The organism is Rhodococcus phenolicus, assembly GCF_001646785.1.
GTDB classification, from domain to species: Bacteria; Actinomycetota; Actinomycetes; order Mycobacteriales; family Mycobacteriaceae; genus Rhodococcus; species Rhodococcus phenolicus.
The window spans coordinates 1-24278 of sequence record NZ_LRRH01000054.1 but is presented as its reverse complement, the minus strand read 5'-3'; the positions used below and the strand labels follow the sequence as shown (position 1 = coordinate 24278).

The window sequence follows — 24278 nt, the reverse complement described above, 5'->3', positions numbered from 1 at the left end:
AAAGTGTAAGACGAAGTGCCAACGCCTGTGGGCGGATTTACCGGATCGGTTCTTTCGTCCACACCGCCGGATCGTCTGTGATCGATCTGTCCATTACCTGAAGGTGTGGTGTAACGGCCCGATCGCGAGCATCGATCCCGAGTTGTTCGGTTCGGAACAAAAGGAACAAACCGAAGCGGGAATCCGACCGATCCGAACGCGAATCGCTGTGGGGCAGTCACAGCGCCATCTCGCGGACCTTCGGGGCTGCACGACAACCGGGGCAAGCGACATGCGCTCCGCCCTGGAAAAGGAACCATCGATGACCGAACCGACGCAGGGCTGGGAGCCGACCGCGAAATATCAGCGGGACCTGGAACCCGGGGAGCTCGAGGAGCTCAACCGACTGCGCGCGTGGCGAGAGCACCACCAGAGGGAAGCCGAAGCGCAGCAACTGCAGGCACATCACCAGCAGCGGGCCCTGGAGGAGCAACAGCGGCGGATCGCGGAGCAGCAGCACCAGCTGTACCAGCAGCAACGCATGGCCGAGCAACAGCGCCACATGTATCAGGCCCCGCCTCCGCCGCAGCAGTTCGCGCCGATCCAGCAGGTCATCGTCAACAACAGTGTCCAGAACCGATCGGCATTCCCGCACACGCTGCACCTGATCCTCACCTTGGTCACGTGTGGTGCGTGGCTACCGGTGTGGATCATCCACGCGATCATCGTTGCGGTGAGGAACTGACAGTCCGAGACGGAGGCGAGTCGGCTCCGGCTCGCCTCGTGACGGATTCAGGGCCGCTCGAACTGCTCCTGCCGGCCCAGCCTCCGCAGCCGCATCCACTCGCGCAGGCCCGCGGGGTCGCGCCGCGTGACCAGGAAGTACCAGCCGAACCGCACCCACTCCTGCGGCAGCAGCTTGCGCATGCCCGGCTGCGACAGCAGGTAGCCACGGTTGCGGTAGGTGAAGAAGCGTTTCGACTCGTTGTCCGGGTACTGCGTGTGCATGCGACCACCGAGAATCGGCTTGAACTCGTCCGCACCGTCGGGATGCAGGTAGGCGGTCTGCAGACACGTGCCGAACGGCAGGCCCGACCGCACCAGGCGGCGATGCACCTCGACCTCGTCCCCGCGCACGAACAGCCGCAGGTCCGGCACGCCCACCGCGTCGATCGCGGCAGCGGTGAACAGGGCACCGTTGAACAGCGACGCGATGCCGGACAGCAGGTCCTCGTCGCCGAGTTCGCTGCGCCGGCGGCGCCACACGACACCGCGCCGCAGCGGAAACGCGAGCCGGTCGGGGTCGGCGATGTCGCACACCACCGGGGACACCTCGGCCAGGCCGTGCCGGTTCGCGCACGCCAGCAGAGTCTCGAGAACTTCGGGGCCCTCGGGGCGGCCGTCGTCGTCGGCGAGCCACACCCGGTCCGCGCCGATCGCGAGCGCGTGGAGGATGCCCAGCGCGAAACCACCGGCACCGCCCAGATTGTGCTTGGACCCGATGTAGGTGGTCGGCAGATCGGCGGATTCGACGAGCACCCGCACATCGTCTTCGTCGGCGTTGTCGACGACGACCAGATGATCGAGCGGTCGGGTCTGCGACGACAGCACCTTCAGCGATTCGGCGAGCAGCTCCCGGCGTTTGTGGGTGACGACCACCCCGACGATCCGCTCCGGACTGTCAGGCACCGCCCGCACCCGTCGCCGCCGTGCCGTTCGAAACGACACCGTCCGATTCCGCGCGTTCGCGTTCGAGTTCGGCGATGATCGTGCGCACGTGATCGCCCGCGTCGTCGCCCTCGTAGGCGCGCACGACCTGTTCGATGCCGCCCTGCTCACGGATCTGCCCGTGGTCGATCCACATCGCCTGGTCGCACAGCTGGGCGAGGAATTCGTTCGAGTGGCTCGCGAACACGAGGATGCCGGAGCGTGCGACGAGTTCCTGCAGCCGCACACGGGCCTTCTTCATGAACTCGGCGTCGACCGCGCCGATGCCCTCGTCGAGCAACAGGATCTCCGGGTCGATGCTGGTCACCACGCCGAGGGCGACACGCACGCGCATGCCGGTGGAGTAGGTGCGCAGCGGCATCGACAGGTAGTCGCCGAGTTCGGTGAACTCGGCGATGTCGTCGACCTTCTGCAGCATCTGCTTGCGGGTCATGCCCAGGAACATGCCGCGGATCAGGATGTTCTCGTATCCGGAGATCTCCGGATCCATGCCGACACCCAGGTCGAAGACCGGGGCCACGCGACCGCGGACACGTGCGGCCCCGCGGGTCGGTTCGTAGATTCCGGACAGCAACCGCAGCAGCGTGGACTTGCCGGCACCGTTGTGTCCGACGAGCCCCACACGGTCGCCTTCCTTCAGCGACATCGTGATGTCACGCAGCGCCTCGACGACGACGACGTCCGAGTCGTTGCGGCCGATCGCTCCGCCCGCCTTGCCCAGGAACGCCTTCTTCAGCGAGCGGGTCTTGGCGTCGAAGATCGGGAAGTCCACGCACGCATTGCGCGTTTCGATGCTGACCCGGCTCACGATGCTGCTCCAGATACTGACACGGGTTCCGAGGGTACCGGGCGTGCTCGTGGGCACGCCCGGCCCGGACCCCCAAGAGTGACTACAGGTACTGCCCGGTGCCCGGTGCGCCGGGATTGTGCGACTGGTGGTCGTCGGGATTGTGCAACTGCCCGCCCAGGCCGGGCGGCAATGCGCCCTGACGCATCTGCTCGAGCTGCGCCCGGGCCGCCATCTGTTGCGCGAACAGCGCGGTCTGGATTCCGTGGAACAGTCCTTCGAGCCAGCCGACGAGCTGGGCCTGCGCGATGCGCAGCTCCGCGTCCGACGGCACCGCGTCCTCCCCGAAGGGCAGCGCGAGGCGTTCGAGTTCTTCCCGGAGCTCGGGGGCCAGGCCCTGCTCGAGCTCCTGGATCGACGACCGGTGGATCTCCTTCAGCCGGGTGCGGCTCGCGTCGTCGAGCGGAGCTGCCCGCACCTCCTCGAGCAGCTGCTTGATCATCGTGCCGATCCGCATGACCTTCGCAGGCTGTTCGACCATGTCGGCGAGGGACTCGCCGTCGCTTTCCTCGGCCTTCGCGGCCGTGTCGCCGTTCGTGCCGGGCCGGGGGACCGCGACCGGCCGACCGTCGGGACCGATCACGAGGACGGGCTCGTTCTCCGGGTGCGTCATACATCCATCTTGTCTCGTCCGCGCGAACGGTGCCGCGCCACCCCGGATCGGGTGTGGAATGTCCGCTGTTCGGGGACGGCCGTACCGTTCTCCTCGTCGCGCTCGTTCGGGGAGCGGGCACCACGTCATTGACAGCGGGATTTAGAGTGTCACGCATGGCTTACGACGTTGCCCGGATCCGGGGGTTGATTCCCTCGCTCGGCGACGGGTGGACCCATTTCGATCCGCAGGCCGGCATGCAGATTCCCGATGCGGTCTCCCGCACGGTGTCGACGGCGTTCCGGAATTCCACCGCGTCCTCGTCGGGTAGGCACATGTCCGCTCGCCGCAGCGCAGCGATGCTCCAGTCGGCGCGGGAGGCGATCGCCGATCTCGTGGGGGGCGAACCCGCCGGGGTGGTTCTCGGTTCCGACCGGTCGGTGCTCCTGGGGTGGCTGGCCGAGGCGCTGAGCTCCCGGCTCGGCCTGGGCACAGGGATGGTGCTGTCGCGGCTGGACGACGAGGCGAACATCGCGCCCTGGCTGCGCGTCGCCAGTCGTTACGGCGCGCAGGTCCGCTGGGCCGAGGTCGACATCGAATCCTGTGATCTGCCGAGCTGGCAGTTCGAGGAACTCATCACGTCGACGACCCGGCTGGTCGCGCTGACCGCCGCGTCGTCGGTCGTCGGATCGGCCCCGGACGTGCGGGTCGTCGCCGACCGCGTGCACGAGGTCGGTGGCCTGATGGTCGTCGACGCCGCCGGCGCCGCCCCGTACGCGCACATCGACCTGGACGATCTCAGTGCCGACATCCTCACCGTCAACGCCTCCGCGTGGGGCGGACCGCAGGTCGGCGCGCTGGTCTTCCGCGACCCCGCGCAGCTCGACCGCATCCCGTCGATGTCCCTCGACCCGAACGCGCGCGGCCCGGAACGGCTCGAGGTCGGCGGTCACCAGTACGCGCTGCTCGCCGGGCTCGTCACCTCCATCGACTTCCTGGCATCGCTCGACGACGAAGCGACCGGCACTCGCCGCGAGCGGCTCGTCACGTCGATCAGTTCGATGCAGGACTATCAGGACCGGTTGTTCGACCGGCTCACCCGCCAGCTCGACAACCTGCCCGGTGTCATGGTGATCGGCCGCGCCGAGAGCCGCGTCCCGACGCTGAGCTTCACGGTTCCCGGCCTGCCCGCGGAGAAGGTCGCCGCGCACCTCGCGGACCGCCGCATCGCGACCGTCACCACCGGCCGCGGATCCAGCCGACTGCTCGATTCGCTGGGGGTCGGCGAGGAGGGTGGTGCCGTGAGCATCGGTCTCGCTCCGTACACCACGCGATACGAGATCGACCAGCTCGTTCGCGAGCTGCGCGCGATGACGGAGTGAGACCGGACCGCATCACCGGTTGATCGTCAGCACCACCTTGCCGACCGTGTCGGACGCGTCGAGCATGTCGTGTGCCGCGCCGGCCTCGGTGATCGGCAGCTCCGCGTGCACGACGGCATGCACCTTGCCCTCCTCGATCAGCGGCCACAGGTTCTCGCGGACCGAGGAGACGATCTCGGCTTTTCCGGAACGTCCCGAATCGGGCCGGCCCCGCAGACCGGTCGCCAGGACGTGCCCGCGCTTGGCCAGGAGCTGACCGAGGTTCAGTTCGCCCTTCGATCCGCCCTGCATGCCGATCACGACGAGCCGTCCGTCGGGCGCCAGCACGTCGATGTTGCGGGGCAGGTACTTCGCACCCATGTTGTCGAGGACGACGTCGGCGCCACCGAACGCCGCGCGCACCTCCTCCACGAAGTCCTGGCTGCGGTAGTCGATCGCCAGGTCGGCGCCCAGTTCGCGGCAGCGATCGAGTTTGCCCGCCGACGCAGTGGTCGCGACCTTCGCGCCGAGGGCCTTTGCGACCTGGATGGCGTGGGTGCCGATGCCGCCGCCACCGCCGTGCACGAGGAACGCGTCGCCTCGTTCGAGTCCGGCGGCCATGACCACGTTCGACCACACCGTGCAGGCGACCTCGGGCAGCGACGCCGCGACCGCGACATCCATTCCCTCGGGCACGGGAAGGAGCTGCGACGCGGGCACCGCCACCTGTTCGGCGTAGCCGCCGCCGGCCAGCAGCGCGCACACGCGGTCGCCGATGTTCCAGCCTGTGACGCCCTCGCCGAGTTCGGCGATCACGCCGGAGCATTCGAGGCCGAGGATGTTGCTGGCCCCGCGCGGCGGCGGGTACAGGCCGCGCCGCTGCAGCAGGTCGGCACGGTTGACGGCGGTCGCGGCGACGTCGATGAGGACTTCTCCGGGGCCGGCGACCGGGTCGGGTTGCTCGGCCCATCGCAGGACGTCGGGTCCGCCGGGTTCGGTGACAACGATTGCGTGCATGTGTTCGAAACTATCGTGTCGCCGTTCACATCCGCCGGACATGTGGATTCGCGCGTGTGTGTCCCGGGCGACAGGACGCGTCGGGGGAGGTGTTGCCGCCGATCGGCGCCGTTTCGGGGAATGAAACCGACCGGCCGGTCACGAAACGGTCAATCCTGACTACAATTCCCGCGTGAGCGCCGAACACGACGAGCCGAAATGGTTGACCGCCGACGAGCAGCACGCCTGGCGAACCTACATGGACGGCAACCATCGGCTCATGGACGTTCTCAACCGTGACCTGCAGGATGCGCACGGGCTCACCCTCGCCGAGTACCGCATCCTGGTGCTGTTGTCGGAGTCCCCGGAAGGCCGGTTGCGCATGAGCGACCTCGCCGACGGCGTGCTCTCGTCCCGCAGCCGTCTCACCCACCAGATCCGTCGCATGGAGGACCAGGACATGGTCTCGCGCAGCGCGTGCGTCGAGGACGGTCGCGGGGTGCTGGCCATCCTCACCGACGAGGGACGCCGGCGCCACGCCGAGGCCGCACCCACCCACGTCGCCAGCGTCCGGCGCAATCTGATCGACCTGCTCAGCAAGTCCCAGATCAAGGCGCTCGCACAGATCTTCACGAAGGTCGAGGCAGCCGTCGGCGACAGATGATCGCCCTATGGTTAGGATTTGCGACGGAAGCGTGGCAGAGCGGCCGAATGCACTCGCCTTGAAAGCGAGCTTGGGTAACACCAACGGGGGTTCAAATCCCTCCGCTTCCGCCGAGAAACCCCTCACCTGTTCGCAGGTGAGGGGTTTCTTCTCGCCCGCCGCGGGCGGAGGTCGTCCCGGAAACGGGCGGCTCGTCAGCCCGGCAGGTTGTCCGGAATCCAGCTCGGATTGCGCTTCTCCATGAAGGCGCGCATCCCTTCCCGCGGTTCGGGGGAGGTTTCGAGTGCGCCGAGCATCGTCTCGTAGTCGAAGAGCCCGTAGCGCTCGTTGAGCATCCGCTTGACCTGCGCCCGAGCGACGGGGGGCGTCTGCAGGACCTCCCGGGCCGCCGTGAGCGCGGCTTCCCTCAGTTCCTCGTGCGGCACCACTCGCGAGATGACACCCAGGCGCTGGGCTTCGGCGGCGTCGAACCGTCGCGCCGAGAGCATCAGGTCGCGCGCGACCGCCACCCCGACGTGCGCGGGCAGGGCGGCGGCGAAGGTCGCGTCGGGGATGCCGCGGAGGAGCTCGGGCACGCGGAAGGTCGCGCGGTCGCTCGCGACGGCGATGTCCGACATCATCGCGACGAGCAGTCCGCCTGCCTGGCAGATGCCGTTGACCGCGGCGATCACCGGTGCGCGGCTGTCGCGGATCGTCAGGAACGGCAGGATGTCGTGCCCGATCCCGTCCGGCAGGTTGTCGCCGGGTTCGGCGCGTCCGCCGAGGTCGCCGCCGGGTGCGAAGACGTCGTCGACGCCCGTGATGATCAGCGCGGCCAGGTCCGGGTCGGAGTTGACGAGCCGAACCGCTCGTTTGAGCCCGTAATACATCGCCGGGGTGAATGCGTTGCGCGCTGCCGGCCGATCGATGATGCACCAGCCGATCGGGCCCTCGCGTTCGAAGCGCAGGCCACCGGCTCCAAGGTCGTCTCCCATCCCCGCAGCATAGCCAATTCTCGTGAAATGAGAACGATATATCCGGCCGAGTTCGGGGTTGCTTATCACACCGATTGCGTTTGCAGGGCCGACATCGGATTCCTCACCACGCCGTCCGCGCAGGGTTGGTGTCACAGGCGGGTCGGCTTGACCCGGGACCCCGGCGCGGGGAAGGGTGGTCGGGACTCGAGACCGCCGTCGGGGGACCAGGGAGCTCGATGCCCAGAAGAACGATCGCCGTATTCGTCGTGACCGTGCTGTTGCCGTTGCTCGGTGTGACGGCGGCGCACGCCGATCCGCCGGCGCCGGCCGTCGCCCGGCTCGACCACACCGAGCACATCACCGATCGCCGGACCGCACTGTTCGTGTACTCCCCGTCGATGAACCGGGTCGTGCAGGTTCAGGTGCTGCACCCCTCATGGCAGGGGCCGCGGCCGACGCTGTACCTGCTCGACGGTGTCAGCGCGGGAGCCGAATCGGACTACCGCGAGAGCACGTGGACGCAGAAGACCGACATCGTCGACTTCTTCGCGGACAAGAACGTCAATGTCGTGCTTCCCGTCGGCGGCACCGCCAGCTACTACACGGACTGGCGCAATCCGGACCCGGTGCTCGGCACGAACCGGTGGGAGACGTTTCTGACGCGGGAGCTGCCGCCGATCGTCGACGCCGAGTTCTCCGGCAACGGGACCGACGCGATCGGCGGGTTGTCGATGGGCGCGACGGGTGCGATGTCCCTGATCACCCGGCATCCGGACCTGTATGAAGGGGTGGCGGCGCTCAGCGGCTGCCTGGACACCTCGCGCGATTCGACGCGGGACTCGGTGCGCGGCACCGTGGCGTACAAGGGCGGCAACCCCGACAACATGTGGGGCGCCCCCGGCGACCCGGCGTGGAAGGAACACGACCCGTACGTGAACGCGGAGGCCCTGCGCGGCAAGGACATCTTCATCAGCACCGGCAACGGCCTGCCCGGACCGTACGACCTGGGCGCGACCAGCGACGTGCTGACGGTCGGTGCCCCGCTCGAGGCCGGAGCGTTCGCCTGCACGATCACCTTCGACCGCCGGCTGCGCGAGCTGCGCATTCCCGCGACGGTCGAATACCGGCCGTGGGGCACCCACTCGTGGCGGTACTGGCAGGACGATCTGCGGTCGGCGTGGCCCACGCTGGCCCGCGCGCTGGGACTCAGCGCACGCTGATGCGATCGGCCGGGGGCGGTGAGACCGGCCCTCGTGTCGACAGGTAGTGGTTCAGTGCCTCGAGGTCCGCACCGGCGCCGGCTGTTCGCCGCGCCTCGGTGAACGCGGTGAAGCCGTCGCCGCCGTCGGCGAGGAAGTCGTTGGCGATCACGACGTACATCGCGGCCGGATCCAGCGGCTGTCCCGCGACCGTCACGTCCTGGATTCGTCGGCCCGGCGGTGCCGCCCGGTCGATGGCGTAGTGCAGCGTGTGCGACGGCGCGAGAATCCGTTCGAACGATCCCCCGAACACGTCCGTCTGGAACTGTTGCTCGAGGATCGCGACGAGCTGCGCGCCGCTGAGTTCGAGGCGCTGCAGGCGATTCCCGAACGGCTGCACGGCGTAGCTCTCCCCGAAGGTGACGACACCGTCGTCGGCGTGGGCCAGATCCGCGCGGATGCCGTCCGGGTTGGTCAGGGCGATCTGCGCACCGAGCGGTTCGGCCACGGCTAGCTGCGCGTCCGCGATGACGTCGCCGAGGCTGGACTCGCCCCCCGCCGACTTCTCGCGCGTGAGATCGGCGGTGATGGTCCCGACGGGCTGCCCGGCGACCGCGGCGGACTCGTCCACGGCCCTGTCCACGAAGTCCTTCGTCCTCGGATCCGGTGCGATGTCGTGCGTGACGATCTGGTTGAACGAGGCGGTGCGGTCGCGGATCACGTCGCGACTCTCGCGGTCGATGACGAGGTCGGTGACCGAGATGATGCGCCCGTGGGAGGCGCCCTGGACGACGGTGCGCGGCCTGCCGAGCGGGTCGGTGAAGCTGCAGTTGAACGGGGCGTCGCCGTCGGAGGTGACGATGACGTCGAACTTCGGTGACACCCGCGTGGCGACGGCCGCGGCGGGACCCGATTCCGGATCGCACACGTCGTGGCCGGTCGGTACCGGCAGATCCCCCTTGTAGAGCAGGACGATCGACCGCACACCCAGCGAATCGAGGATGTCGGCGGTGCGGTCGGCGGCTTCGATCTCGTCGCCGAACCGCAGTCCCTCGACGGCTTCGGCCCGGATCACGTCCGGGGTGTTGCGGGGGAGCACGCCGACCACGCCGACGGGCACCCCGTCGATGTAGTCGACGCTGAACGGGAGGGCGGCGGGCGAGCCCTCGGTCGTGGACAGATTCGCGCCGACCACCGGGAACTTCGCACCCTCGAAGGGGTCCGCGTACCGGCAGCCCTCGGCGTGGCAGCCGCCGTCGCGCAGACGGCGCAATTCGGCGACGCCGTGATCGAATTCGTGGTTGCCCAGGGCCAGGGCGTTCAGGTCCAGAGCGTTGAGCAGTTCGACGGTCGGTTCGTCGTGGAACATCGCCGATTCGAGCGGCGACGAACCCCATGCGTCGCCCACCGAGTACAGCACCGAATTCTCGGCCTGCCCCCGCAACTGCCGGACATACGCGGCGAGATAGGCAGCGCCACCTGCGGGAACGGACTCGCCGTCGGACCGGACGACCTCGCTGCGGGCACCGTGCGGGGGCAACAGACTGCCGTGGAGGTCACCGAAGGCGATCAGTCGCAGCGGCACGATCTCGGGGGGCCGGGCAGCCGCCGATCCGGCGCCGGTCGCGGCCCACAACACCGCGGTCGCGCAGGCCAGGGACAGCGCGCGTCGACGCGATACGCGACCACCCATCCAACGTCCTCCGCGCTCCCGCCGTCGTGCCCTGTGAGTGTGCCAACGGCGGATCACGCCTCCGCCACCCGCAGGTAACGGTTACGTCTCGTTCGCGTGGAGGTAGATCTATTCGAGACCCGCCAGGGCGCGGCCCGGTCCGGTGGCGAACGCGAGGAACGCGTCGTTCTCGTGCGGATCACCGATCGTCACCCGGGTCCCGTCGGTGCCGTAGTGCCGGATCACGACCCCGGCCTCCGCGCTGGCCTCGGAGAACGCGGCCGACCGGTCGCCGAGGGGCAGCCACAGGAAGTTCGCGGCGCTGGCCGGCACCGGGTATCCGGCGGCGGTCAGCGCGTCGAACACCCGGATGCGTTCGGCGACGACCTGCTCGGTGCGGTCGAGGAGTTCCCCGGCCGCCGCCAGCGACGCGATCGCCGCGCTCTGGGCGAGCGAATTCACCGCGAACGGCGTGTGGACCTTCCCCAGCGCGGTGATGATCTCGGGATCGGCGACGGCGTACCCGACGCGCAGACCGGCGAGACCGTACGCCTTCGAGAACGTCCGCAGGACGACGACGTTGCGCCGGCCCTCCGCGAGGGCGAGCCCGTCGGGCAGGTCCTCGCCGGGCGCGGGCCGCACGTATTCGAAGTACGCCTCGTCCAGCGCCACCACGACGTGCGACGGCACCGCGTCGAGGAACTTCTCGAGTTCGTCGCGGCTCAGCAGCGATCCGGTGGGATTGTTCGGATTGCAGACGAAGATCAGGCGGGTGCGGTCGGTGATCGCGGCCAGCATCGCGGGGAGGTCGTGCCCGTGCTCGGCGGTGTTCGGCACCGGCACCGCCGACGCGCCCGCCACTGCGGCGACCACCGGGTACGCCTCGAACGACCGCCACGAGTAGACGACCTCGTCGCCGGCGTTGCACGTGATCTGAACGAGTTCCTGGCACAGGCTCACCGAGCCGCATCCGACGGCGATGCGCTCGGACCCGACACCGAGCCTCCCGGACAGGGCGCCGATCAGCGCCGCCGCGGAGTTGTCCGGGTACCGGTTGAGAGTCGTCGTCGCCTCGGCGATGGCCTCCCGCACGCTCGGCAGCGGACCGAGGGTCGTCTCGTTGCTGGCCAGCTTGACCGCCCCCGGAAAGCTCCGTCCGGGAACGTAGGCGGGAATCGAGGCGAGGTCGGGACGAGTGCGTGGAGTCACCAGGCGATTATGCGCCCGGTGATGCCGTGCGCATACGCGGTGGTCGTGCGATCGTGGACAGCATGCAGGTGATCAGCACCGTTTCGGCTCCCTTGCCCGGGGGCGCGGGGCAGGTTCCGCTGACGGTCGTCCGTCCGGATCGAGCGGTGCGCGGCGCAATCGTGCTCCTCCACGAGTCACGGGTGTTCACGCCGGCGCTGCTGCAGTTCATGGACGCGCTGGCCGGGGAACGCTGGCTCGTCGTCGCACCGCATCTGTTCCATCGCGAGCCGGCGCATTCCGACGTCGAGGTGTTCGGCGACGATCTGTTCGCCGACGCCGACGCCGCATTCGAGTGGATCGCCGGTGGCGGAGTGCCCGCCGACACGATCGGGGTCGTGGGGTTCGACGATGCCGGTGTCGCCGCGCTCGTCGTTGCCACACAGCGGCGGGTCGGTGCGGTGGTGAGCGTCGCCGCCCGTGGAATCGCGACGCCGGTGCATCCGGACGCGCCGGCGCTGGTGTCGATCGTCGGTTCCCTGCAGGCGCCGTGGCTGGGTCTGTTCGGGGAAGATGACCCGGGCACACCGCCCGCCGATGTCGAGCGCCTGCGGAGGTCGCCGCCGGGGCGGACGCGCCGACACTCGTGGTCGGTTATCCGGGACTCGCGCACCGTCCGGACGAACCTCCGGTCGAGCACGCGACGGCCGATCCGGAATCGGATCCGAGCGAGGCCGCGATCGTCGATGCGCGGCGCAGAATCTTCGACTGGTTCGACGCACACATGCGCTGACCAGCTGTTTTGCATTTACCGACGAAGCATGTGTAATGTTTCGGTCCGGCGGTTCGAGAGAATCGAAACCCCCCGAGGAGGCGTGCCAGAGCGGCCGAATGGGACTCACTGCTAATGAGTTGTCCCCCTTACAGGGGACCGGAGGTTCAAATCCTCTCGCCTCCGCCACGTTGGTGTATGGTTCACCGGCGGAACAAATGAATACAGTTATGCGCCCGTAGCTCAACGGATAGAGCATCTGACTACGGATCAGAAGGTTAGGGGTTCGAATCCCTTCGGGCGCACAGCAGAAAGCCTCTCACCAGCAGTAATGCAGGTGAGAGGCTTTCTCGTCAACCGTTGCCGGGTCGCGACGACACGGAATCGACACGATTGCTTGGCGGGATGCAGCGGCATCTTGTGGGTATCTTCACTCCGCGAGAGGCGGTCTACGCGACTCCACGAAGGCAGGACGAATCTTGCAAGACCGGCCATGGTCCAACAAGCAGATGGAGATGTTGGCTCAGTGCCTCCGTGACGATGTCGCGTCGCCGGAGGGAACCCCCGCCTACGACGATGTCATGATCTGGTACGACGAGCTGGCGGCTGAGGTTCACGGCATCGTCCAGGCCATGCCGTGGAAGACGATCCTGCCTTATTCCCATTCCGAAGTGGACATAACGTACCGAGCGAAGACGATCGACACGCTCCGCGACAAACTCAACCGCCTCTCCTCGGGGCCTCTGAACAACATCGTCGATATCGCCGGTGTTCGGGTTGATGCAGAGATGACGTTGCGTGAGCAAGACGCAGTTGCTGCCGCCATTGCTCGGGCCTTCGGGATGGACCCCGCGAAAGCAGTAAAAGATCTACGGGTTGAGCATCACAACGGCTACCGCGCCGTCCACGTCCATCTGAAGCTTCGGCGCGCGATGGCGGAAGTTCAGGTTCGTACGCAGTTGCAGAGCAAATGGGCAAACACATACGAACGGTTGGGCGACTTGGCTGGTCGAGGGATCAGGTATGACAACGTGACGGAATCTGACAGTTGGAGTGCGATCGCGTCGCGACTCCAGGAAATCTCGGTGACACGGATCCGCCCGATCGAGGAGGCTAAGGACGCGATCGCCGAGATACGCCCGAATTCTGGCTATGTCTGGCAGAGTCTGGAAGAGCTTCCCGATGAGCTTCGTGAGATCGGGTACAAGGTACTGGAAGACGAGGCTGAGCTCTCTACTATGCTCGATGATGTAGAGGTGCTGTTTCGAGACGCATTGCGGAAGGGGACGAGACAGTGACAGCTTTTGTGATTGAGTACAACCGGAAGACTGCCGACCGGACGGTTACGTCGTTCCCCGGCGTCGAGGGACGACGTGCTGCTATGCGTCGGCGGTTGGAGCTCGAGAAGACTCGAACAGACACAGATGTGGAGATTGTCTCGCTGGTCAGCGACTCCATCGAGACGCTTCGCCGCACGCACTCCAGGTACTTTCAGGGCCGGGAACTGGCCGCAAACGCCTGATGCAGACGACCCCCGTCCAGAGCGGGGGTCGTTCCATGACGTGCCCAGCTGGTCGAGCACGCCGGTCAGATTCGGGGCGGCCGCGGCTTTCTCGATGTAATGCTTCCGGGTCACCGCGGTGCCGCTGTGCCCGAGCTGGTTTGCGGCATCCTCGGTCGACGATTCCCGATCGATCAGCGTCGCCACCGTCCGCCGGACGCGGTGCGGGGTGACCCACGGAACCGCTCACTCCGAGCGCCCCGCCACTGCCGCCGGACATTGTGCGGTTCCCGCAACGTATCGGACGACGACGGAGAGACCAGATCGTTCGCCTTGGGCTTGGCGTCCACTGACAGCCGCAGCAGCGTGTCCCGAGCGAACCGGGGGAGCTACACCCACCCGATACCCCGCGTCCGTCTTCGTTCGTCCCTGACGAACCAGGCCGCCACCGTCGGCCATGCGCCCCGGCAACCGCACCACGGTCCCCGAGATCGTCAACGTGGCCGGTTCCGTGGCGAGGTCGACGTTCGGCCAGTGCAGCGTCAGAACCTCGCCGATGCGGGCACCGGTGGCGAGCAGGACGTCGACGAGGTCCAGCAGTCCACGGGCGCGTGGCCGTCCGGTGTGCTGCGCGCCGTCGTCCCCGATCGGTGCTCCGGACCCCCACAACCTCACGTGCCGGCGGAGCACCTCAAGCTCGTCGAGCGTGAGGGCTCGTTTACGACACGAATTGCTTGATATGAGATGGAATGAATCGGGACGGCTCAGGGCGTAAAGCTGCGGATCAGGCCAGGAAGCTGAGGTTTTCTGTTGCTGGGCACCTGAGCGTGACAGCGCCTCTACCGCAGCTTCGCCACGATCTCCTCGGCGAACCGCTCGATGGGTTCCCGGTAGCGTTCGGCGGGCTGCTTCAGATGCCCGTGATCCCCGGCGTGGGTGCGCTCCCAGTTCGCCCACGGCGAGACCATCACGCCGGTGATGCCGAGTTCCGCGGCGCGCTCGTAGAGGTCCGGGCTCGGTTCGCCGCGCACGGTCGCGATGATGTCGAACGGTTCGTTCTCTCGTCCGTGCTCCCGCCGGTAGCGGTTGAGCCGCCCGATCACGTGTTCGGCCTCGTCGAGGGTGTAGGCGGTACCGACCCAGCCGTCGCAGAGCCGGGCGGCACGTTCGAGCGCGGCGTCGGATTCGCCGCCGCACAGGACGGGCACCGGTGCGGGCGGATGCGGTTCGATCGTCATCTCGGGGATGTCGTAGTACCGGCCGTGCCACGACACCCATCCGCCCTGCCACAGCGCGCGCAGGGCGTCGATCATCTCGTCGAGTCGCCGCCCGCGGTTGCCGAACTGCTGGCCGAGCAGTTCGAACTCGTCGCGCATCCAGCCCGCGGACAGTCCGACGGACACCCGGCCCCCGGCGATCGCTGCGGCGGTCGCAACCTGTTTGGCGACCTCGAGCAGTGGCCGCGCCGGGGCGATGTAGACGTTGTTGCCGAAGTGCAGGTCGGTGGTGACGGCGGCCATTGCTCCGATGAGCACCCACGCGTCCGGCCATTCGGTTTCGGGTGGCCAGAACAGCTTGCCGTCGGGCGTGGCCGGGTACGGCGTCTTCATCTCCTTCGGGTAGACGAGATGGTCGGAGACGAGAATTCCGTGGTAGCCGGTCTCGTCGAGCATCCGCGCCACGGCCGGCATCTCGGATGTCGTCATGAACGCGGTCCCGCACCAGAACTTCATGCAGTTCCTCTCTGAACGGTCGTCGAAGATCAAGGTTTCCGATTTCGAGAATGTTATTCCGATCGAGGTCGTGCAGGGGGTGTTCGGCGGGTTCGGTGGCCAGGTGTGAGCCGGTCTTCCTCGGGCTACCCGAGCGGAACGACGATCGGAAGAATCGGTTGACGTGGGGTATGAAACCTCGGTAGATTCCGCCCGAGCTCGATAAGTTAATGGGAATTCTCATCGCTCGTCGTCGACGGCGAGCGCCCAGAACCGGGAGTATCGATGGATCTTTCGTGGTCAGAGGCCGATTCGGCCTTCCGGGACGAGGTACGCGCGTTTCTCGAAGAGAAGCTGACGCCGGAAATACGTCGCGCCGGGAGGTCGGCGACGAGCGTCTACCCGGATCACGAGGCCAGCATGGAATGGCAGCGCATCCTGCACGAGCGGGGATGGGCGGCCCCGGCCTGGCCCGTCGAGCACGGAGGATGCGACTGGACGCTCACCCAGCACTACATCTTCAGCCGTGAGTCGATCCTCGCCGGAGCGCCCTCGCTCTCGCCGATGGGGATCCGGATGGTCTCGCACGCGATCATGGCGTTCGGCACCCAGGAACAGAAGGACTTCTTCCTTCCCGGCATTCTCACCGGCGAGGTCTTCTTCTGCCAGGGCTACTCCGAGCCGGAGGCGGGTTCGGACCTGGCGGCGCTGTCCATGGCCGCGGTCGACGACGGCGACGACCTGGTCGTCACGGGCAGCAAGATCTGGACGACGCACGCCACCGAGGCGAACTGGATGTTCGCGCTGGTGCGCACATCGCGGACCGGTCGGAAGCAGCAGGGCATCACGTTCGTGCTGATCGACATGAACTCGCCCGGCATCGAAATCCGCCCGCTCGTGATGACCTCCGGTGAAGAGGTCCAGAACCAGGTCTTCTTCGACGCCGTCCGGGTGCCGAAGGCCAACGTCCTCGGCAAGATCGACGAGGGCTGGACGGTCGCGAAGTACCTGCTGATCTTCGAACGCGGCGGCGGCGCCGCGGCCCCGGCGCTGCAGGTGATGGCGGAAAGGCTGGCCGCGGTCGCAGCCGAGCAGCCCGGCCCGGCCGGTGGCGCGCTGCTCGACGACCCGGCGTTCGCGGCAAAACTCGCCGACGCGCGCATCCGCACGGAGGTCCTCGAGATCCTCGAATACCGGACGATGTCCACGATGTCGTCGGGCGGCGACCCGGGGCCGGCCGCGTCGATGCTCAAGGTGCTCTCCACCGAACTGAGCCAGACCCTGACGGAGCTCACGCTCGAGGCTGCGGGGCCACGCGGTCGCGCCTACCAACCGCACCGGGCGAAGCCCGGTGGTCCGGTCGCGGACTTCGTTCCTCCCGCCGACGACTACCTCAGCGGTGAGGAATGGCAGGCGGTCGCGCCACTGCGTTACTTCAACGACCGCGCCGGCTCGATCTACGCAGGCAGCAACGAAATTCAGCGAAACATTCTGGCGAAAGCAGCATTGGGGCTCTGATGGACTTCAGTCTGACCAAGGAACAGGAACTGCTGCGCGACTCGATCGCCAAGTTCCTCGCATCGCGCTACGACCTCGCGGACAGCCGGAAGGCGGCGACGGTCGGTGCCGGCTACCAGCCGCACATCTGGCGGGCCTTCGCCGAGGAACTCGGCATCCTCGGTGCCACCGTGCCGGAGGAGTACGGCGGTCTCGACGGCGGTCCCGTCGAGTTGATGATCGTCGCCGAACAGCTCGGCTACGCCCTCGTCGTCGAGCCGTATGTCGACACCGTCGTCCTCGGCGCCGGGTTGCTCGCCCGTGCCGGCGGCGCACGCGCAGCGGCGGTCCTCGAGAACATCGTCGCGGGTGAGGCCGTCGTCGCGTTCGCCGCGACCGAACCTACCTCCGGGAACGTGCTGCACGACGTGACCACGACGGCCCGCCGCGACGGCGACTCGTGGGTGCTCGACGGCGGGAAGATCGTGGTCACCAGCGCCCCGTGGGCGCAGAAGCTGCTCGTGACCGCCCGGACCTCGGGAGAGCGCCGGGACACCGACGGGATTTCGCTGTTCCTCGTGGACTTCGACGCCGAGAATCCGCCCGCGGGTCTCGAGGTCCACAGCTACCGGACCATCGACGATCGCCGCGCCGCGGACCTGGTATTCACCGGGCTGCGGGTGCCGGCCGACGCGCTGCTCGGTACCGAAGGTGGTGCGTGGGAGTCGGTCGATCGAGCCCTCGACGAGGCGACCGCCGCGGTGTGTGCGGAAGCCGTCGGTCTCATGCGGAAGGTTCTGGCCGACACGGTGGAATACGCGAAGCAGCGGCAGCAGTTCGGTCAGTCCATCGGATCGTTCCAGGTACTCCAGCACCGCATGGTCGACATGTACATCGAGCTCGAACAGTCGATCTCCGCGGTCTACCTGGCCGTCCTCAACCTGGAGTCGGAGCGGCCGGTGCGTGCCCGCGCGGTGTCGGCGGCGAAGGTGACCATCAGCCGCGCGGCGCGGTTCATCGGTCAGAGCGCGGTCCAGTTGCACGGTGGCATGGGGATGACCGAGGAGTTGGCGGTCGGACACTACTTCAAGCGGTTGACGGCGCTCGAGCACGAGTTCGGCTCCGCTGATCAGCATCGTGCGCGGTACGCCGCGTTGACCAAGGAGTGAGGGCCACTCGGCGGCCGCGTCACTAGGTTTCATACAACCTGTATGTAAAATGGCCGGGTGAGCTTCCTGTGGGTTTTCGCCGCGCTTGTGGTGCTACTCGGTCTGCTGGCCGCCCTGGCCCTGCTGAGTCCGCGCCTTTTCGGATCGAAGTCGAATACCGCGGCGTCCACGTCGACGGTTCGTGCCGACGATCCGGCGTCGTCCGCGACCCCGGATTCCGAGGCCCCGGCCCGCCCCGCCGGCTGGTACAGCGACCCCGGACACCCGGCGTTCGTACGCTGGTACGACGGAACCGAATGGACCGACCGTTTCCAGCCCGCCGGTCACCACCGCAACACCGGCGGCGGGATGCAGCAGCCCCACTGATTCATGTCGACGCGACGCCGCCGTCCTTCAGGACGGCGGCGTCAGTGCGTTCTGCACCCTGTCGGCTGCGAGCACCGGATCCTCGTGCTCCCAGATCCGCACGACCGTCCAGCCCGCCGCCGCGAGACGCGCATCGGTGTCACGGTCACGGGCGACATTCCCGGTGAGCTTCGCGGACCACCATTCGGCGTTGTTCTTCGGGGCGGTCGCGTGCACGGGGCAGCGATGCCAGAAGCACCCGTCCACGTACACCGCGACACGACGGCGGGGGAACACCAGATCCGCGCGGCGCCGCAAGCCCGGCAGGGGAGCGCGGTCGACGAAGAACCGCGCCCCGCGACGATGCAGTTCGCGACGCAACGCCACCTCGGGTGCGGTATCGCGCCGCCGCTGCCGGCTCATCCGGGCACTCGTCACCGGATCGGTGCCGGGACGTTCGGAGGCTGACATCGCTGATGCCCGTCAGGCCGCTGCCTCGGGAAAACCACCCATCCGATCGAGGTGGCTCTCCACGTCGTCCAGGAAACCCGGGACGAAACGAAGGTTGCCCGACCGTGCCCGGCGCAGGAAACCAGCGGTCGCGCGTGCGGACAGCAGCCGCGAATCCTCCAGGAATCCACCCAGATCCTCGTACGGTTCCTGCACCGGCCACTGCGATTCGTGCACGCGGAACGCCCGGCGGTTCGCGCCCCACGCGGCGCTCGGCCACGGATCGCCGGGACGCAGCGGCGACTGATGATCGGGGGCGTAGTCGATCCGATTCGCCAGACGATGCCCCACCCACGACGCCATCCGTACGCTCACGGCGTTACCGACCAGACGCCACCGATGCCCGGTCCGCACGCCCGGCGCGTCGGTGGCCGGTGCCGTCCAATCCGGATCGAAACCCTGCAGGCGTTCCGCATCGACGAGGCCGGGGGTGACGATCTCACCGGACGGCAACCGCACCGCGGGGGGACTGGCGATACCGACGGTCGATCCGCCCTTGAGTGTCGGGACCGCGTTGACCGCCCAGCCCAGTCCGCGCACACCCTCGGTCCAGTAGAAGCCGCACGGGTACGCCGTCGGATCCCCCTCGGTGGGGGCACCGGCGTCCTCGCCGAACAGCACCGCGCGCGGATCGTCGGTGCGCGAGGCGACCATCAGGACCCGCTGGCGACGCTGCGGCAACCCGAACGCCCGCGCATCCACGACCCGGTACGCCCATGCGTACCCGAGATCCTCGAGCGCGTCGGTGATGTGCCGCATCGCCGATCCCCGCGCGAGCTGCAGCATGAACGGCACGTTTTCGATGACCAGCCAGCGCGGCCCGTTCTTGCGCTTGACCAGCCGGAACACCTCGTCGACGAGGCTGGAGCGGGGGCCGGTGATACCCGCGGTGCGGCCTGCCTGCGACAGGTCCTGGCACGGGAAGCCCGCGGCGACCAGCTCGGTGCGCTGGGGCAGCGACCGCAGTCGCGTGACGTCGGAATGCAGCGGCACCTCCGCGAACCGGGCACGCAACACGGCCTGAGCGCCGGCGTCGATTTCGCAGAGCAGCTCGGTACTCCAGCCGTGGCCTCGTAGTCCCAACTCGAGTCCGCCGATCCCGGCGAACAACCCCACCATGTTCCCCGTCGACGTCACGGCATCCTTCCTTGCTCAGCTCACGGAGAACGTTACTCGAGTTTTTCCGTGGTCCGTACGTCGACGGGTGATGCGCTCGTCAGAACGTCCCCGAACGATCCGAATGGACGCGCCCGGCACGGTCCACCAAGCGGAGAATCTGCTGTTCGACGTCGCGCGGCCCGGCGGGAACCGCCTCCGTGTGATCCACCCGACGCACGAGATAACGACCGTCCCCGGTGAAATCCGTCCACCCCAAACTTTCAGTACCGACCGCGTTGCGTGCGTCGATCGCGCTGCCCGGTGTCACCGCGATCACTCCGGTGGAGTCCCGGGGCCGGTCGAAGAATTCGGTGACCACCTGACGTCCGGATCGGTACCGGCTCTCGCGCAGTACCCCGCCGGCGTCCGGTTCGGGACCGGGACGATGCAGGGCCGGCCGCTGCCCCCGCGCGGCGGCAGGCAGCAGTTCCACGACCCGGCGTGGGGCGATCCCCGCAGGTACGAGGTCCACATCGAGGACGAAGCCGTCCGGGCGGGTGCTCTCGGCGACGACGACGGCCCGACCGCCGCGCAGTGCCGCGTGGATACGGACCGCGGATTCGTGGGCCGTGGCCGGCCGGTCCAGGCCGAGGGCTTCGACGCGGACCGACGGATCCGCGAGGATCGCGAACGCCGCGTACAGGTCTTCGTCGAGGATCTGCCGCATCCGCGCCGCCGCGACCGCCCTGGACGCCGACGCCTCGGCGACGGTGCGGTCGGTGCTGCGGAACTGGAACGGGAACGGTGGGCGGTCCCGACCGAACAGGTGCCAGATCGTTGCGAACTCGGGTTGCGTCAGTCGCCATGTCGGGTTCACGCGCCGAGCACCGGGGGAGTCGTGGCGGGCATGTCGCCGATCAGCTCGCTGCCGTGCTCCTCGGTGACGAGGTAGCCGGGGACCGAGCGCTTCTCGTCGTCGCCGGAACGGGCGCCGGGCGGCATCATGCCCATCGGCATCGGAGTCATGCGGCCGCCGCCGCGACCCGTCCCGGATGCGGCACCCGCGGAAGGCGGTGAGGCTGCGGCCCCGGGAACGAATCCGGGTGGGACCGCGCCCGGCGACCCCGGTCCCGGTGATCCCGCCCCGGCACCGCCACCGAAGGTATTGCCGGATCCGGGAGATGTACTGCCCGGCCATGCCGCTGTCGAAGCGGGCACCGCGTTTCCGGGATCGGCGGATGCTGCCGTGGTGCGCGCGCTGTCCGGAACACCGGCGTCCCGAGACTGTGAACCCGACGCCCCGGATCCGTCCTGTGCTCCGGGTTCTCGTGGCCCGGGGCCCTCCGGTGCCTGATCACCGCTACCACGGTCGCTGCCCCCACCGCTGTCATCGTCGCCACCGAAGGCCGTCGTGGAAGCCACCGCATCCTCGGTTCCGCTGTTCCACCGGCCGGCCCCCGACGAACCGGCCCCGCCGCCGGCTCCCGGATAACCCGCCGAACCGGCGGTGCCATCGGCCGTCGGGTCGAACGCGGGCGGCAGCACCGGAACTCTCGAATCCGCGGTCGTGACCGTCGGCGCGTAGTCCTCCTGCATGATGCGCACGGCAGCGGCCCGCGCTTCTTCCTCCTCGTGGAAGAGGCTGCTCACACGGGAAGCGATGTTCTCGGCGGACAGCGTCGCCGTGGCGATCGAGACACCGCGAAGCCAGTCCGACCACGTCGACTGCGGAGGGTCCGGGATCCGCTGCTTGACCTGCTCGATGCCCACGCTCGCGTAGCCCAGGCTGTTCGTCACGTGCGCGAGCGCACCCGTGAGCTGGGTCAGGCTCGTCGAATAATCGGATACACCGCGGCCGGCGGCGCTCGCGGTGCTTCCCGTCCAGTGCTCCGCGAACACCGCCGAGATCGCACCACGGAACACCTCGAGGTTGTCGTCGAGAAGGACCTGCGCGCGGCCCCACCCTTCGACGCTCTCCTGCATCCGCGCCGGTTGCATCACCTCGACGAACTCCACGATCTCCGCGTGGGACATTCCGTCGAAGAAATCCATCTCCGCCACCGACCGCGGCTCGAAATCACCGGTGAAGCCGGTTGCAGCCGTGCCGTAGGTCGACTCCAGTTCTGCCCGGCCGGCCTCCCCACGGCCGAGCGCCACACGATCGCGCGCCCATCCGGCCATGTCGGTCCCGTTCACCGCATCGAGGAACGCGACGGCAGCACGAGTGGCACCGGTGGACGAATCGATCGTGGCAGCAACATCCGGCATGACCAGCGCGCCACGAGCGACGGCCTGCATCGACAGTCCGATCAGAATGTCGGTGAACGAAGGGAAACCCATCGGTCATCTCCCGCCGGTGATGGTCGCGAAAGCACGGACGTTCTCGCCCTCGGCCTCGATATACGCCTTGCCGGCAGCCTCGAACAGGTCCTTCATACGAGTGACCGTGTCGATGTGCTGCTGGAGAACCTCGGCGAAGCCACCCGGGCCGATGGCCTTGTCGTCGAACTTCTGGCCCAGGGCTCGGGCGGAGGGGAGATGCCCGAACGCTTCCTTGCAGCAAAGCCGGTCCGTCTGAATAAGCAAGGTGTTCAGTACTTCGAGGAAGTCCGTGCATGCCTGGGCGCATGTCGAGGCGGCGTCGGGCTCCAGAAACAGGTGACCGCCCGCTGCTTCCTTCGCCAGTTCGGTGAACAATGTCTGTGTGGGGCTCATGACGCTCCTGGTCACTCGGGGATGTAGGGGTCGAGGGTTGTGGCGGCGCGAAGCACGAGTGCACACGGGTCCTCGCGCATCCCGTCCCCACGCATGAGTTCCGTCCCTTGGGCACCTGCGCGAATGAGGACGGTTCCGCGAGAGCTCGCGTACACGAGATCGCACAGACCGCGTTGACTGTCGGCTGTACTGCGAAAGGTGGACGCTTCGCGGTTCCCGAGGTCCACGGAACGGAAATCGGTGGTGCGTGGACGCGCACGAAATTCTTCGACGGTGGCGTCGGTGACGAACACGGTGATGTAGAACCAGTCGGCTTCCCAGCCGCAGACTTCCCAGCCTTCGGATTGGACTCCCATGAAATCGGGGGATTCGGTTTCCGGGTCGACACCGATGGAGTGCAGAGCGTCGTCGGGAAGAGTGCAGGGATCGAAGAGCGCGGCAGGAACGGTCTTGGTTGCGTGCCCTCGAATCTCGGTGTCGAGCGAGCATCCGGCGACCGTCACGACCAGGGTGGCGAGCAGGACAGCGTTGAGTGCTGCGCGCATCCGTCGTCCTCCCTCGATGGTGGTGCCTATCGGGTTGGACGCAGCGAAGCGGTCGCCGGTTCCCTCTATTCGACGGGGTGGGCTGCGGCGATGCGGTCGCGTGTTTCTGCGTCGGTCTCGATGTAGGCCTTGCCGGCTGCGTCGAAGAGGGCCTTCATGCGGGTGACGGTGTCGATGTGCTGCTGGAGGACGTCGGCGAAGCCGCCGGGGCCGATGGCTTTGTTGTCGAACTTCTGGCCGAGGGCCTGGGCGGAGGGAAGCGTCCCGAAGGCTTCCCTGCAGGCGAGACGGTTGGTTCGGGCTCGGAGCTCGTTGAGAACAATCAGGAAGTCTGCGCAGGCTTGCGCACAAGTTGCGGCGGCGTCGGGTTCGAGGAGGAGATGACCGCTCTCGGCTTCTTGGGCGAGTCGAGTGAAGAGCGACTGGGGATTGCTCATGCGTAGTCCTGGGATCAGTAAGGGATGAAGGGATCGAGGATGGCGGCGGTGTGCAGTACGACCGCACACGGATCTTGGGGAGGTCCTTCCTCACGCAGAAGTTCCGTCCCCTTGATATCGGCGCGGAACATGACGGTGCCTTGGGAGCTCGGATAGACGAGATCGCAGAGTCCGCCCTGTGTTTCTGCGGTGCTCCGGAAGGTGTAGGCGTCGCGTGTGCCTATTTCGGCGGGACGGAAGTCGGTAGTTCTCGGCCGTGCGCCAAATTCTTCGACGGTGACTTCGGCTGTCGCTGCGACGGTGACGTAGTACCAGTCTGCTTCCCAGCTACACACTTCCCAATCCGTGAAGTGGACGCCCACGAAGTCGGGCTCAACTGTGGCGGGATCGACGTTCACCTTCCGAAGCGCGTCGTCGGGGAGGGTGCAAGGGTCGAAGAGTTCGGCGGGTATTTCCTTCGTCGCCCTTCCCGTCACCGAGTTGGAGACAGCGCAGCCGGCCGACAGCAGCGAGGTCGCCAGCGCGACCATCGCGAAGACCCGCCGCATCCGCGCTCCTTCTGTCGAGTGCCCTCAACAGGTTCGACGCACGTACTCCGATTCCGGTTCCATCGCACGCTCCGGCGACGAAAAACGTCGCTTGACCTGGCGATTTGGTGTTCCGTGCCGGCGTCGCGTAACTTATTCCAGGTCAGAGCGACACGGACACCGACCCGGACCTGAGGGACCGGGACAACGAGGTTGGACGAAGGCGCCTGCGAATTTCACTGGTTCGAAACCTTCTGGTAGGGTTTCG

The 24278-nt window shown here is 67.6% G+C and carries 27 protein-coding genes, 3 tRNA genes and 1 pseudogene; 15 read left to right on the top strand and 16 right to left on the bottom strand.

The window, feature by feature from the left end:
• The first annotated feature begins 301 nt into the window (after positions 1 to 301).
• Complete coding sequence (locus A8G15_RS15505; protein WP_156665419.1) at positions 302 to 724, top strand: hypothetical protein; 423 nt, start codon at positions 302 to 304, stop codon at positions 722 to 724.
• A 47-nt stretch (positions 725 to 771) separates the two neighbouring features.
• Here the strand turns inward: A8G15_RS15505 and glfT1 are convergent, their stop codons facing one another.
• From glfT1 to A8G15_RS15490, 3 genes are all read right to left on the bottom strand, one after another.
• Positions 772 to 1668, bottom strand: coding sequence for a galactofuranosyltransferase GlfT1 (gene glfT1, locus A8G15_RS15500; RefSeq protein ID WP_068161171.1), 897 nt, complete (start codon positions 1666 to 1668; stop codon positions 772 to 774).
• Complete coding sequence (gene wzt, locus A8G15_RS15495; RefSeq protein ID WP_156665421.1) at positions 1661 to 2518, bottom strand: galactan export ABC transporter ATP-binding subunit Wzt/RfbE; 858 nt, start codon at positions 2516 to 2518, stop codon at positions 1661 to 1663. The genes glfT1 and wzt overlap by 8 nt, the downstream gene beginning before the upstream one ends.
• Before the next feature lie 79 nt (positions 2519 to 2597).
• A complete protein-coding gene (locus A8G15_RS15490) occupies positions 2598 to 3167 on the bottom strand; it encodes a bacterial proteasome activator family protein (RefSeq protein ID WP_068161121.1) in 570 nt (189 codons plus the stop codon).
• 155 nt (positions 3168 to 3322) lie between these two features.
• Here A8G15_RS15490 and A8G15_RS15485 point away from each other — a divergent pair, with 155 nt between their 5' ends.
• Positions 3323 to 4528: a cysteine desulfurase-like protein gene (locus A8G15_RS15485; protein ID WP_068161120.1), complete on the top strand. Its 1206-nt coding sequence runs from the start codon at positions 3323 to 3325 to the stop codon at positions 4526 to 4528.
• A 12-nt stretch (positions 4529 to 4540) separates the two neighbouring features.
• On the opposite strand, the gene A8G15_RS15480 is transcribed toward A8G15_RS15485, so the two are convergent.
• Positions 4541 to 5524, bottom strand: coding sequence for an NAD(P)H-quinone oxidoreductase (locus A8G15_RS15480; RefSeq protein WP_068161116.1), 984 nt, complete (start codon positions 5522 to 5524; stop codon positions 4541 to 4543).
• Positions 5525 to 5762: 238 nt separating this feature from the next.
• Between A8G15_RS15480 and A8G15_RS15475 the strand changes: the two genes are divergently transcribed.
• Entirely contained in the window at positions 5763 to 6167 is a 405-nt protein-coding gene (locus A8G15_RS15475; protein ID WP_082899933.1) for a MarR family winged helix-turn-helix transcriptional regulator, read from the top strand.
• Positions 6168 to 6192: 25 nt separating this feature from the next.
• A tRNA-Ser gene (locus A8G15_RS15470) sits at positions 6193 to 6277 on the top strand.
• An 84-nt stretch (positions 6278 to 6361) separates the two neighbouring features.
• Here A8G15_RS15470 and A8G15_RS15465 read toward each other — a convergent pair.
• Positions 6362 to 7141 carry an enoyl-CoA hydratase/isomerase family protein gene (locus tag A8G15_RS15465; protein WP_068161110.1) on the bottom strand — a complete coding sequence of 260 codons (780 nt, stop codon included), beginning with the start codon at positions 7139 to 7141 and terminating at the stop codon, positions 6362 to 6364.
• 218 nt (positions 7142 to 7359) lie between these two features.
• Between A8G15_RS15465 and A8G15_RS15460 the strand changes: the two genes are divergently transcribed.
• Positions 7360 to 8343, top strand: coding sequence for an alpha/beta hydrolase (locus tag A8G15_RS15460; RefSeq protein WP_068161107.1), 984 nt, complete (start codon positions 7360 to 7362; stop codon positions 8341 to 8343).
• Here A8G15_RS15460 and A8G15_RS15455 read toward each other — a convergent pair.
• Positions 8330 to 10015 (bottom strand): bifunctional metallophosphatase/5'-nucleotidase, encoded by a 1686-nt coding sequence (locus tag A8G15_RS15455; RefSeq protein ID WP_068161105.1) that lies wholly within the window; start codon positions 10013 to 10015, stop codon positions 8330 to 8332. The two genes, A8G15_RS15460 and A8G15_RS15455, sit on opposite strands and share 14 nt — an antisense overlap.
• A 108-nt stretch (positions 10016 to 10123) precedes the next feature.
• The gene (gene hisC / locus A8G15_RS15450; protein ID WP_068161102.1) at positions 10124 to 11203 is read right to left on the bottom strand and encodes a histidinol-phosphate transaminase; all 1080 of its coding nucleotides are present in this window, start codon (positions 11201 to 11203) and stop codon (positions 10124 to 10126) included.
• Between the two features lie 9 nt (positions 11204 to 11212).
• Between hisC and A8G15_RS15445 the strand changes: the two are divergent.
• From A8G15_RS15445 to A8G15_RS30685, 6 genes and pseudogenes are all read left to right on the top strand, one after another.
• A pseudogene (locus A8G15_RS15445) lies at positions 11213 to 11975 on the top strand (dienelactone hydrolase family protein).
• 76 nt (positions 11976 to 12051) lie between these two features.
• Positions 12052 to 12143, top strand: a tRNA-Ser gene (locus tag A8G15_RS15440).
• Positions 12144 to 12186: 43 nt separating this feature from the next.
• A tRNA-Arg gene (locus A8G15_RS15435) sits at positions 12187 to 12259 on the top strand.
• 276 nt (positions 12260 to 12535) lie between these two features.
• On the top strand, positions 12536 to 13252 hold the full coding sequence (locus A8G15_RS15430) for a RelA/SpoT domain-containing protein (RefSeq protein ID WP_169833897.1): 717 nt from the start codon (positions 12536 to 12538) through the stop codon (positions 13250 to 13252).
• A complete protein-coding gene (locus A8G15_RS15425; protein ID WP_068161094.1) occupies positions 13249 to 13476 on the top strand; it encodes a hypothetical protein in 228 nt (75 codons plus the stop codon). The genes A8G15_RS15430 and A8G15_RS15425 overlap by 4 nt, the downstream gene beginning before the upstream one ends.
• A 513-nt stretch (positions 13477 to 13989) precedes the next feature.
• Complete coding sequence (locus tag A8G15_RS30685) at positions 13990 to 14193, top strand: hypothetical protein (protein WP_156665418.1); 204 nt, start codon at positions 13990 to 13992, stop codon at positions 14191 to 14193.
• A 101-nt stretch (positions 14194 to 14294) separates the two neighbouring features.
• Here the strand turns inward: A8G15_RS30685 and A8G15_RS15415 are convergent, their stop codons facing one another.
• Positions 14295 to 15188, bottom strand: a complete 894-nt coding sequence (locus A8G15_RS15415) for a TIGR03619 family F420-dependent LLM class oxidoreductase (protein WP_068161089.1) — start codon at positions 15186 to 15188, stop codon at positions 14295 to 14297.
• Here A8G15_RS15415 and A8G15_RS31110 point away from each other — a divergent pair.
• The 4 genes from A8G15_RS31110 (at position 15160) to A8G15_RS15400 (ending at position 18199) form a co-directional block, all read left to right on the top strand.
• The gene (locus A8G15_RS31110; protein ID WP_169833896.1) at positions 15160 to 15297 is read left to right on the top strand and encodes a hypothetical protein; all 138 of its coding nucleotides are present in this window, start codon (positions 15160 to 15162) and stop codon (positions 15295 to 15297) included. The genes A8G15_RS15415 and A8G15_RS31110 overlap by 29 nt on opposite strands.
• Before the next feature lie 155 nt (positions 15298 to 15452).
• On the top strand, positions 15453 to 16685 hold the full coding sequence (locus A8G15_RS15410) for an acyl-CoA dehydrogenase family protein (RefSeq protein WP_068161086.1): 1233 nt from the start codon (positions 15453 to 15455) through the stop codon (positions 16683 to 16685).
• On the top strand, positions 16685 to 17833 hold the full coding sequence (locus A8G15_RS15405; RefSeq protein ID WP_068161082.1) for an acyl-CoA dehydrogenase family protein: 1149 nt from the start codon (positions 16685 to 16687) through the stop codon (positions 17831 to 17833). Before A8G15_RS15410 ends, A8G15_RS15405 begins: the two co-directional genes overlap by 1 nt.
• Positions 17834 to 17890: 57 nt before the next feature.
• On the top strand, positions 17891 to 18199 hold the full coding sequence (locus A8G15_RS15400) for a DUF2510 domain-containing protein (RefSeq protein ID WP_082899928.1): 309 nt from the start codon (positions 17891 to 17893) through the stop codon (positions 18197 to 18199).
• A 27-nt stretch (positions 18200 to 18226) separates the two neighbouring features.
• Here A8G15_RS15400 and A8G15_RS15395 read toward each other — a convergent pair whose 3' ends face one another.
• The 8 genes from A8G15_RS15395 to A8G15_RS15360 all read right to left on the bottom strand — a co-directional run bounded on the left by A8G15_RS15395 (position 18227) and on the right by A8G15_RS15360 (position 24031).
• Complete coding sequence (locus tag A8G15_RS15395) at positions 18227 to 18649, bottom strand: very short patch repair endonuclease (protein ID WP_068161078.1); 423 nt, start codon at positions 18647 to 18649, stop codon at positions 18227 to 18229.
• 12 nt (positions 18650 to 18661) lie between these two features.
• Positions 18662 to 19807 carry a DNA cytosine methyltransferase gene (locus tag A8G15_RS15390; RefSeq protein ID WP_068161076.1) on the bottom strand — a complete coding sequence of 382 codons (1146 nt, stop codon included), beginning with the start codon at positions 19805 to 19807 and terminating at the stop codon, positions 18662 to 18664.
• Positions 19808 to 19904: 97 nt separating this feature from the next.
• Positions 19905 to 20663, bottom strand: a complete 759-nt coding sequence (locus tag A8G15_RS15385; RefSeq protein ID WP_068161074.1) for an ESX secretion-associated protein EspG — start codon at positions 20661 to 20663, stop codon at positions 19905 to 19907.
• On the bottom strand, positions 20660 to 22126 hold the full coding sequence (locus A8G15_RS31105) for a hypothetical protein (protein WP_068161071.1): 1467 nt from the start codon (positions 22124 to 22126) through the stop codon (positions 20660 to 20662). Before A8G15_RS31105 ends, A8G15_RS15385 begins: the two co-directional genes overlap by 4 nt.
• A gap of 3 nt (positions 22127 to 22129) precedes the next feature.
• On the bottom strand, positions 22130 to 22501 hold the full coding sequence (locus A8G15_RS15375) for a hypothetical protein (protein WP_156665417.1): 372 nt from the start codon (positions 22499 to 22501) through the stop codon (positions 22130 to 22132).
• 11 nt (positions 22502 to 22512) lie between these two features.
• On the bottom strand, positions 22513 to 23046 hold the full coding sequence (locus tag A8G15_RS15370; RefSeq protein WP_068161065.1) for a DUF3558 family protein: 534 nt from the start codon (positions 23044 to 23046) through the stop codon (positions 22513 to 22515).
• A gap of 65 nt (positions 23047 to 23111) precedes the next feature.
• On the bottom strand, positions 23112 to 23483 hold the full coding sequence (locus A8G15_RS15365) for a hypothetical protein (RefSeq protein ID WP_068161063.1): 372 nt from the start codon (positions 23481 to 23483) through the stop codon (positions 23112 to 23114).
• A 14-nt stretch (positions 23484 to 23497) separates the two neighbouring features.
• On the bottom strand, positions 23498 to 24031 hold the full coding sequence (locus A8G15_RS15360; protein ID WP_068161058.1) for a DUF3558 family protein: 534 nt from the start codon (positions 24029 to 24031) through the stop codon (positions 23498 to 23500).
• Positions 24032 to 24278: the final 247 nt, after the last annotated feature.

Bases quoted from the DNA above. Each gene is read 5' to 3' on its own strand.
- A8G15_RS15460 (WP_068161107.1), top strand. From the start codon at position 7,360: ATGCCCAGAAGAACGATCGCCGTATTCGTCGTGACCGTGCTGTTGCCG.
- A8G15_RS15405 (WP_068161082.1), top strand. From the start codon at position 16,685: ATGGACTTCAGTCTGACCAAGGAACAGGAACTGCTGCGCGACTCGATC.
- A8G15_RS31105 (WP_068161071.1), bottom strand. From the start codon at position 22,126: ATGGGTTTCCCTTCGTTCACCGACATTCTGATCGGACTGTCGATGCAG.
- A8G15_RS15395 (WP_068161078.1), bottom strand. From the start codon at position 18,649: ATGTCAGCCTCCGAACGTCCCGGCACCGATCCGGTGACGAGTGCCCGG.
- A8G15_RS15410 (WP_068161086.1), top strand. From the start codon at position 15,453: ATGGATCTTTCGTGGTCAGAGGCCGATTCGGCCTTCCGGGACGAGGTA.
- A8G15_RS15475 (WP_082899933.1), top strand. From the start codon at position 5,763: ATGGACGGCAACCATCGGCTCATGGACGTTCTCAACCGTGACCTGCAG.
- A8G15_RS15485 (WP_068161120.1), top strand. From the start codon at position 3,323: ATGGCTTACGACGTTGCCCGGATCCGGGGGTTGATTCCCTCGCTCGGC.
- A8G15_RS15390 (WP_068161076.1), bottom strand. From the start codon at position 19,807: ATGGTGGGGTTGTTCGCCGGGATCGGCGGACTCGAGTTGGGACTACGA.
- A8G15_RS15365 (WP_068161063.1), bottom strand. From the start codon at position 23,483: ATGAGCAATCCCCAGTCGCTCTTCACTCGACTCGCCCAAGAAGCCGAG.
- A8G15_RS15370 (WP_068161065.1), bottom strand. From the start codon at position 23,046: ATGCGCGCAGCACTCAACGCTGTCCTGCTCGCCACCCTGGTCGTGACG.
- A8G15_RS15490 (WP_068161121.1), bottom strand. From the start codon at position 3,167: ATGACGCACCCGGAGAACGAGCCCGTCCTCGTGATCGGTCCCGACGGT.
- A8G15_RS15505 (WP_156665419.1), top strand. From the start codon at position 302: ATGACCGAACCGACGCAGGGCTGGGAGCCGACCGCGAAATATCAGCGG.
- A8G15_RS15375 (WP_156665417.1), bottom strand. From the start codon at position 22,501: ATGAGCCCCACACAGACATTGTTCACCGAACTGGCGAAGGAAGCAGCG.
- A8G15_RS31110 (WP_169833896.1), top strand. From the start codon at position 15,160: ATGAACGCGGTCCCGCACCAGAACTTCATGCAGTTCCTCTCTGAACGG.
- A8G15_RS15455 (WP_068161105.1), bottom strand. From the start codon at position 10,015: ATGGGTGGTCGCGTATCGCGTCGACGCGCGCTGTCCCTGGCCTGCGCG.
- A8G15_RS15480 (WP_068161116.1), bottom strand. From the start codon at position 5,524: ATGCACGCAATCGTTGTCACCGAACCCGGCGGACCCGACGTCCTGCGA.
- A8G15_RS15430 (WP_169833897.1), top strand. From the start codon at position 12,536: ATGATCTGGTACGACGAGCTGGCGGCTGAGGTTCACGGCATCGTCCAG.
- A8G15_RS15360 (WP_068161058.1), bottom strand. From the start codon at position 24,031: ATGCGGCGGGTCTTCGCGATGGTCGCGCTGGCGACCTCGCTGCTGTCG.
- A8G15_RS15465 (WP_068161110.1), bottom strand. From the start codon at position 7,141: ATGGGAGACGACCTTGGAGCCGGTGGCCTGCGCTTCGAACGCGAGGGC.
- A8G15_RS15415 (WP_068161089.1), bottom strand. From the start codon at position 15,188: ATGAAGTTCTGGTGCGGGACCGCGTTCATGACGACATCCGAGATGCCG.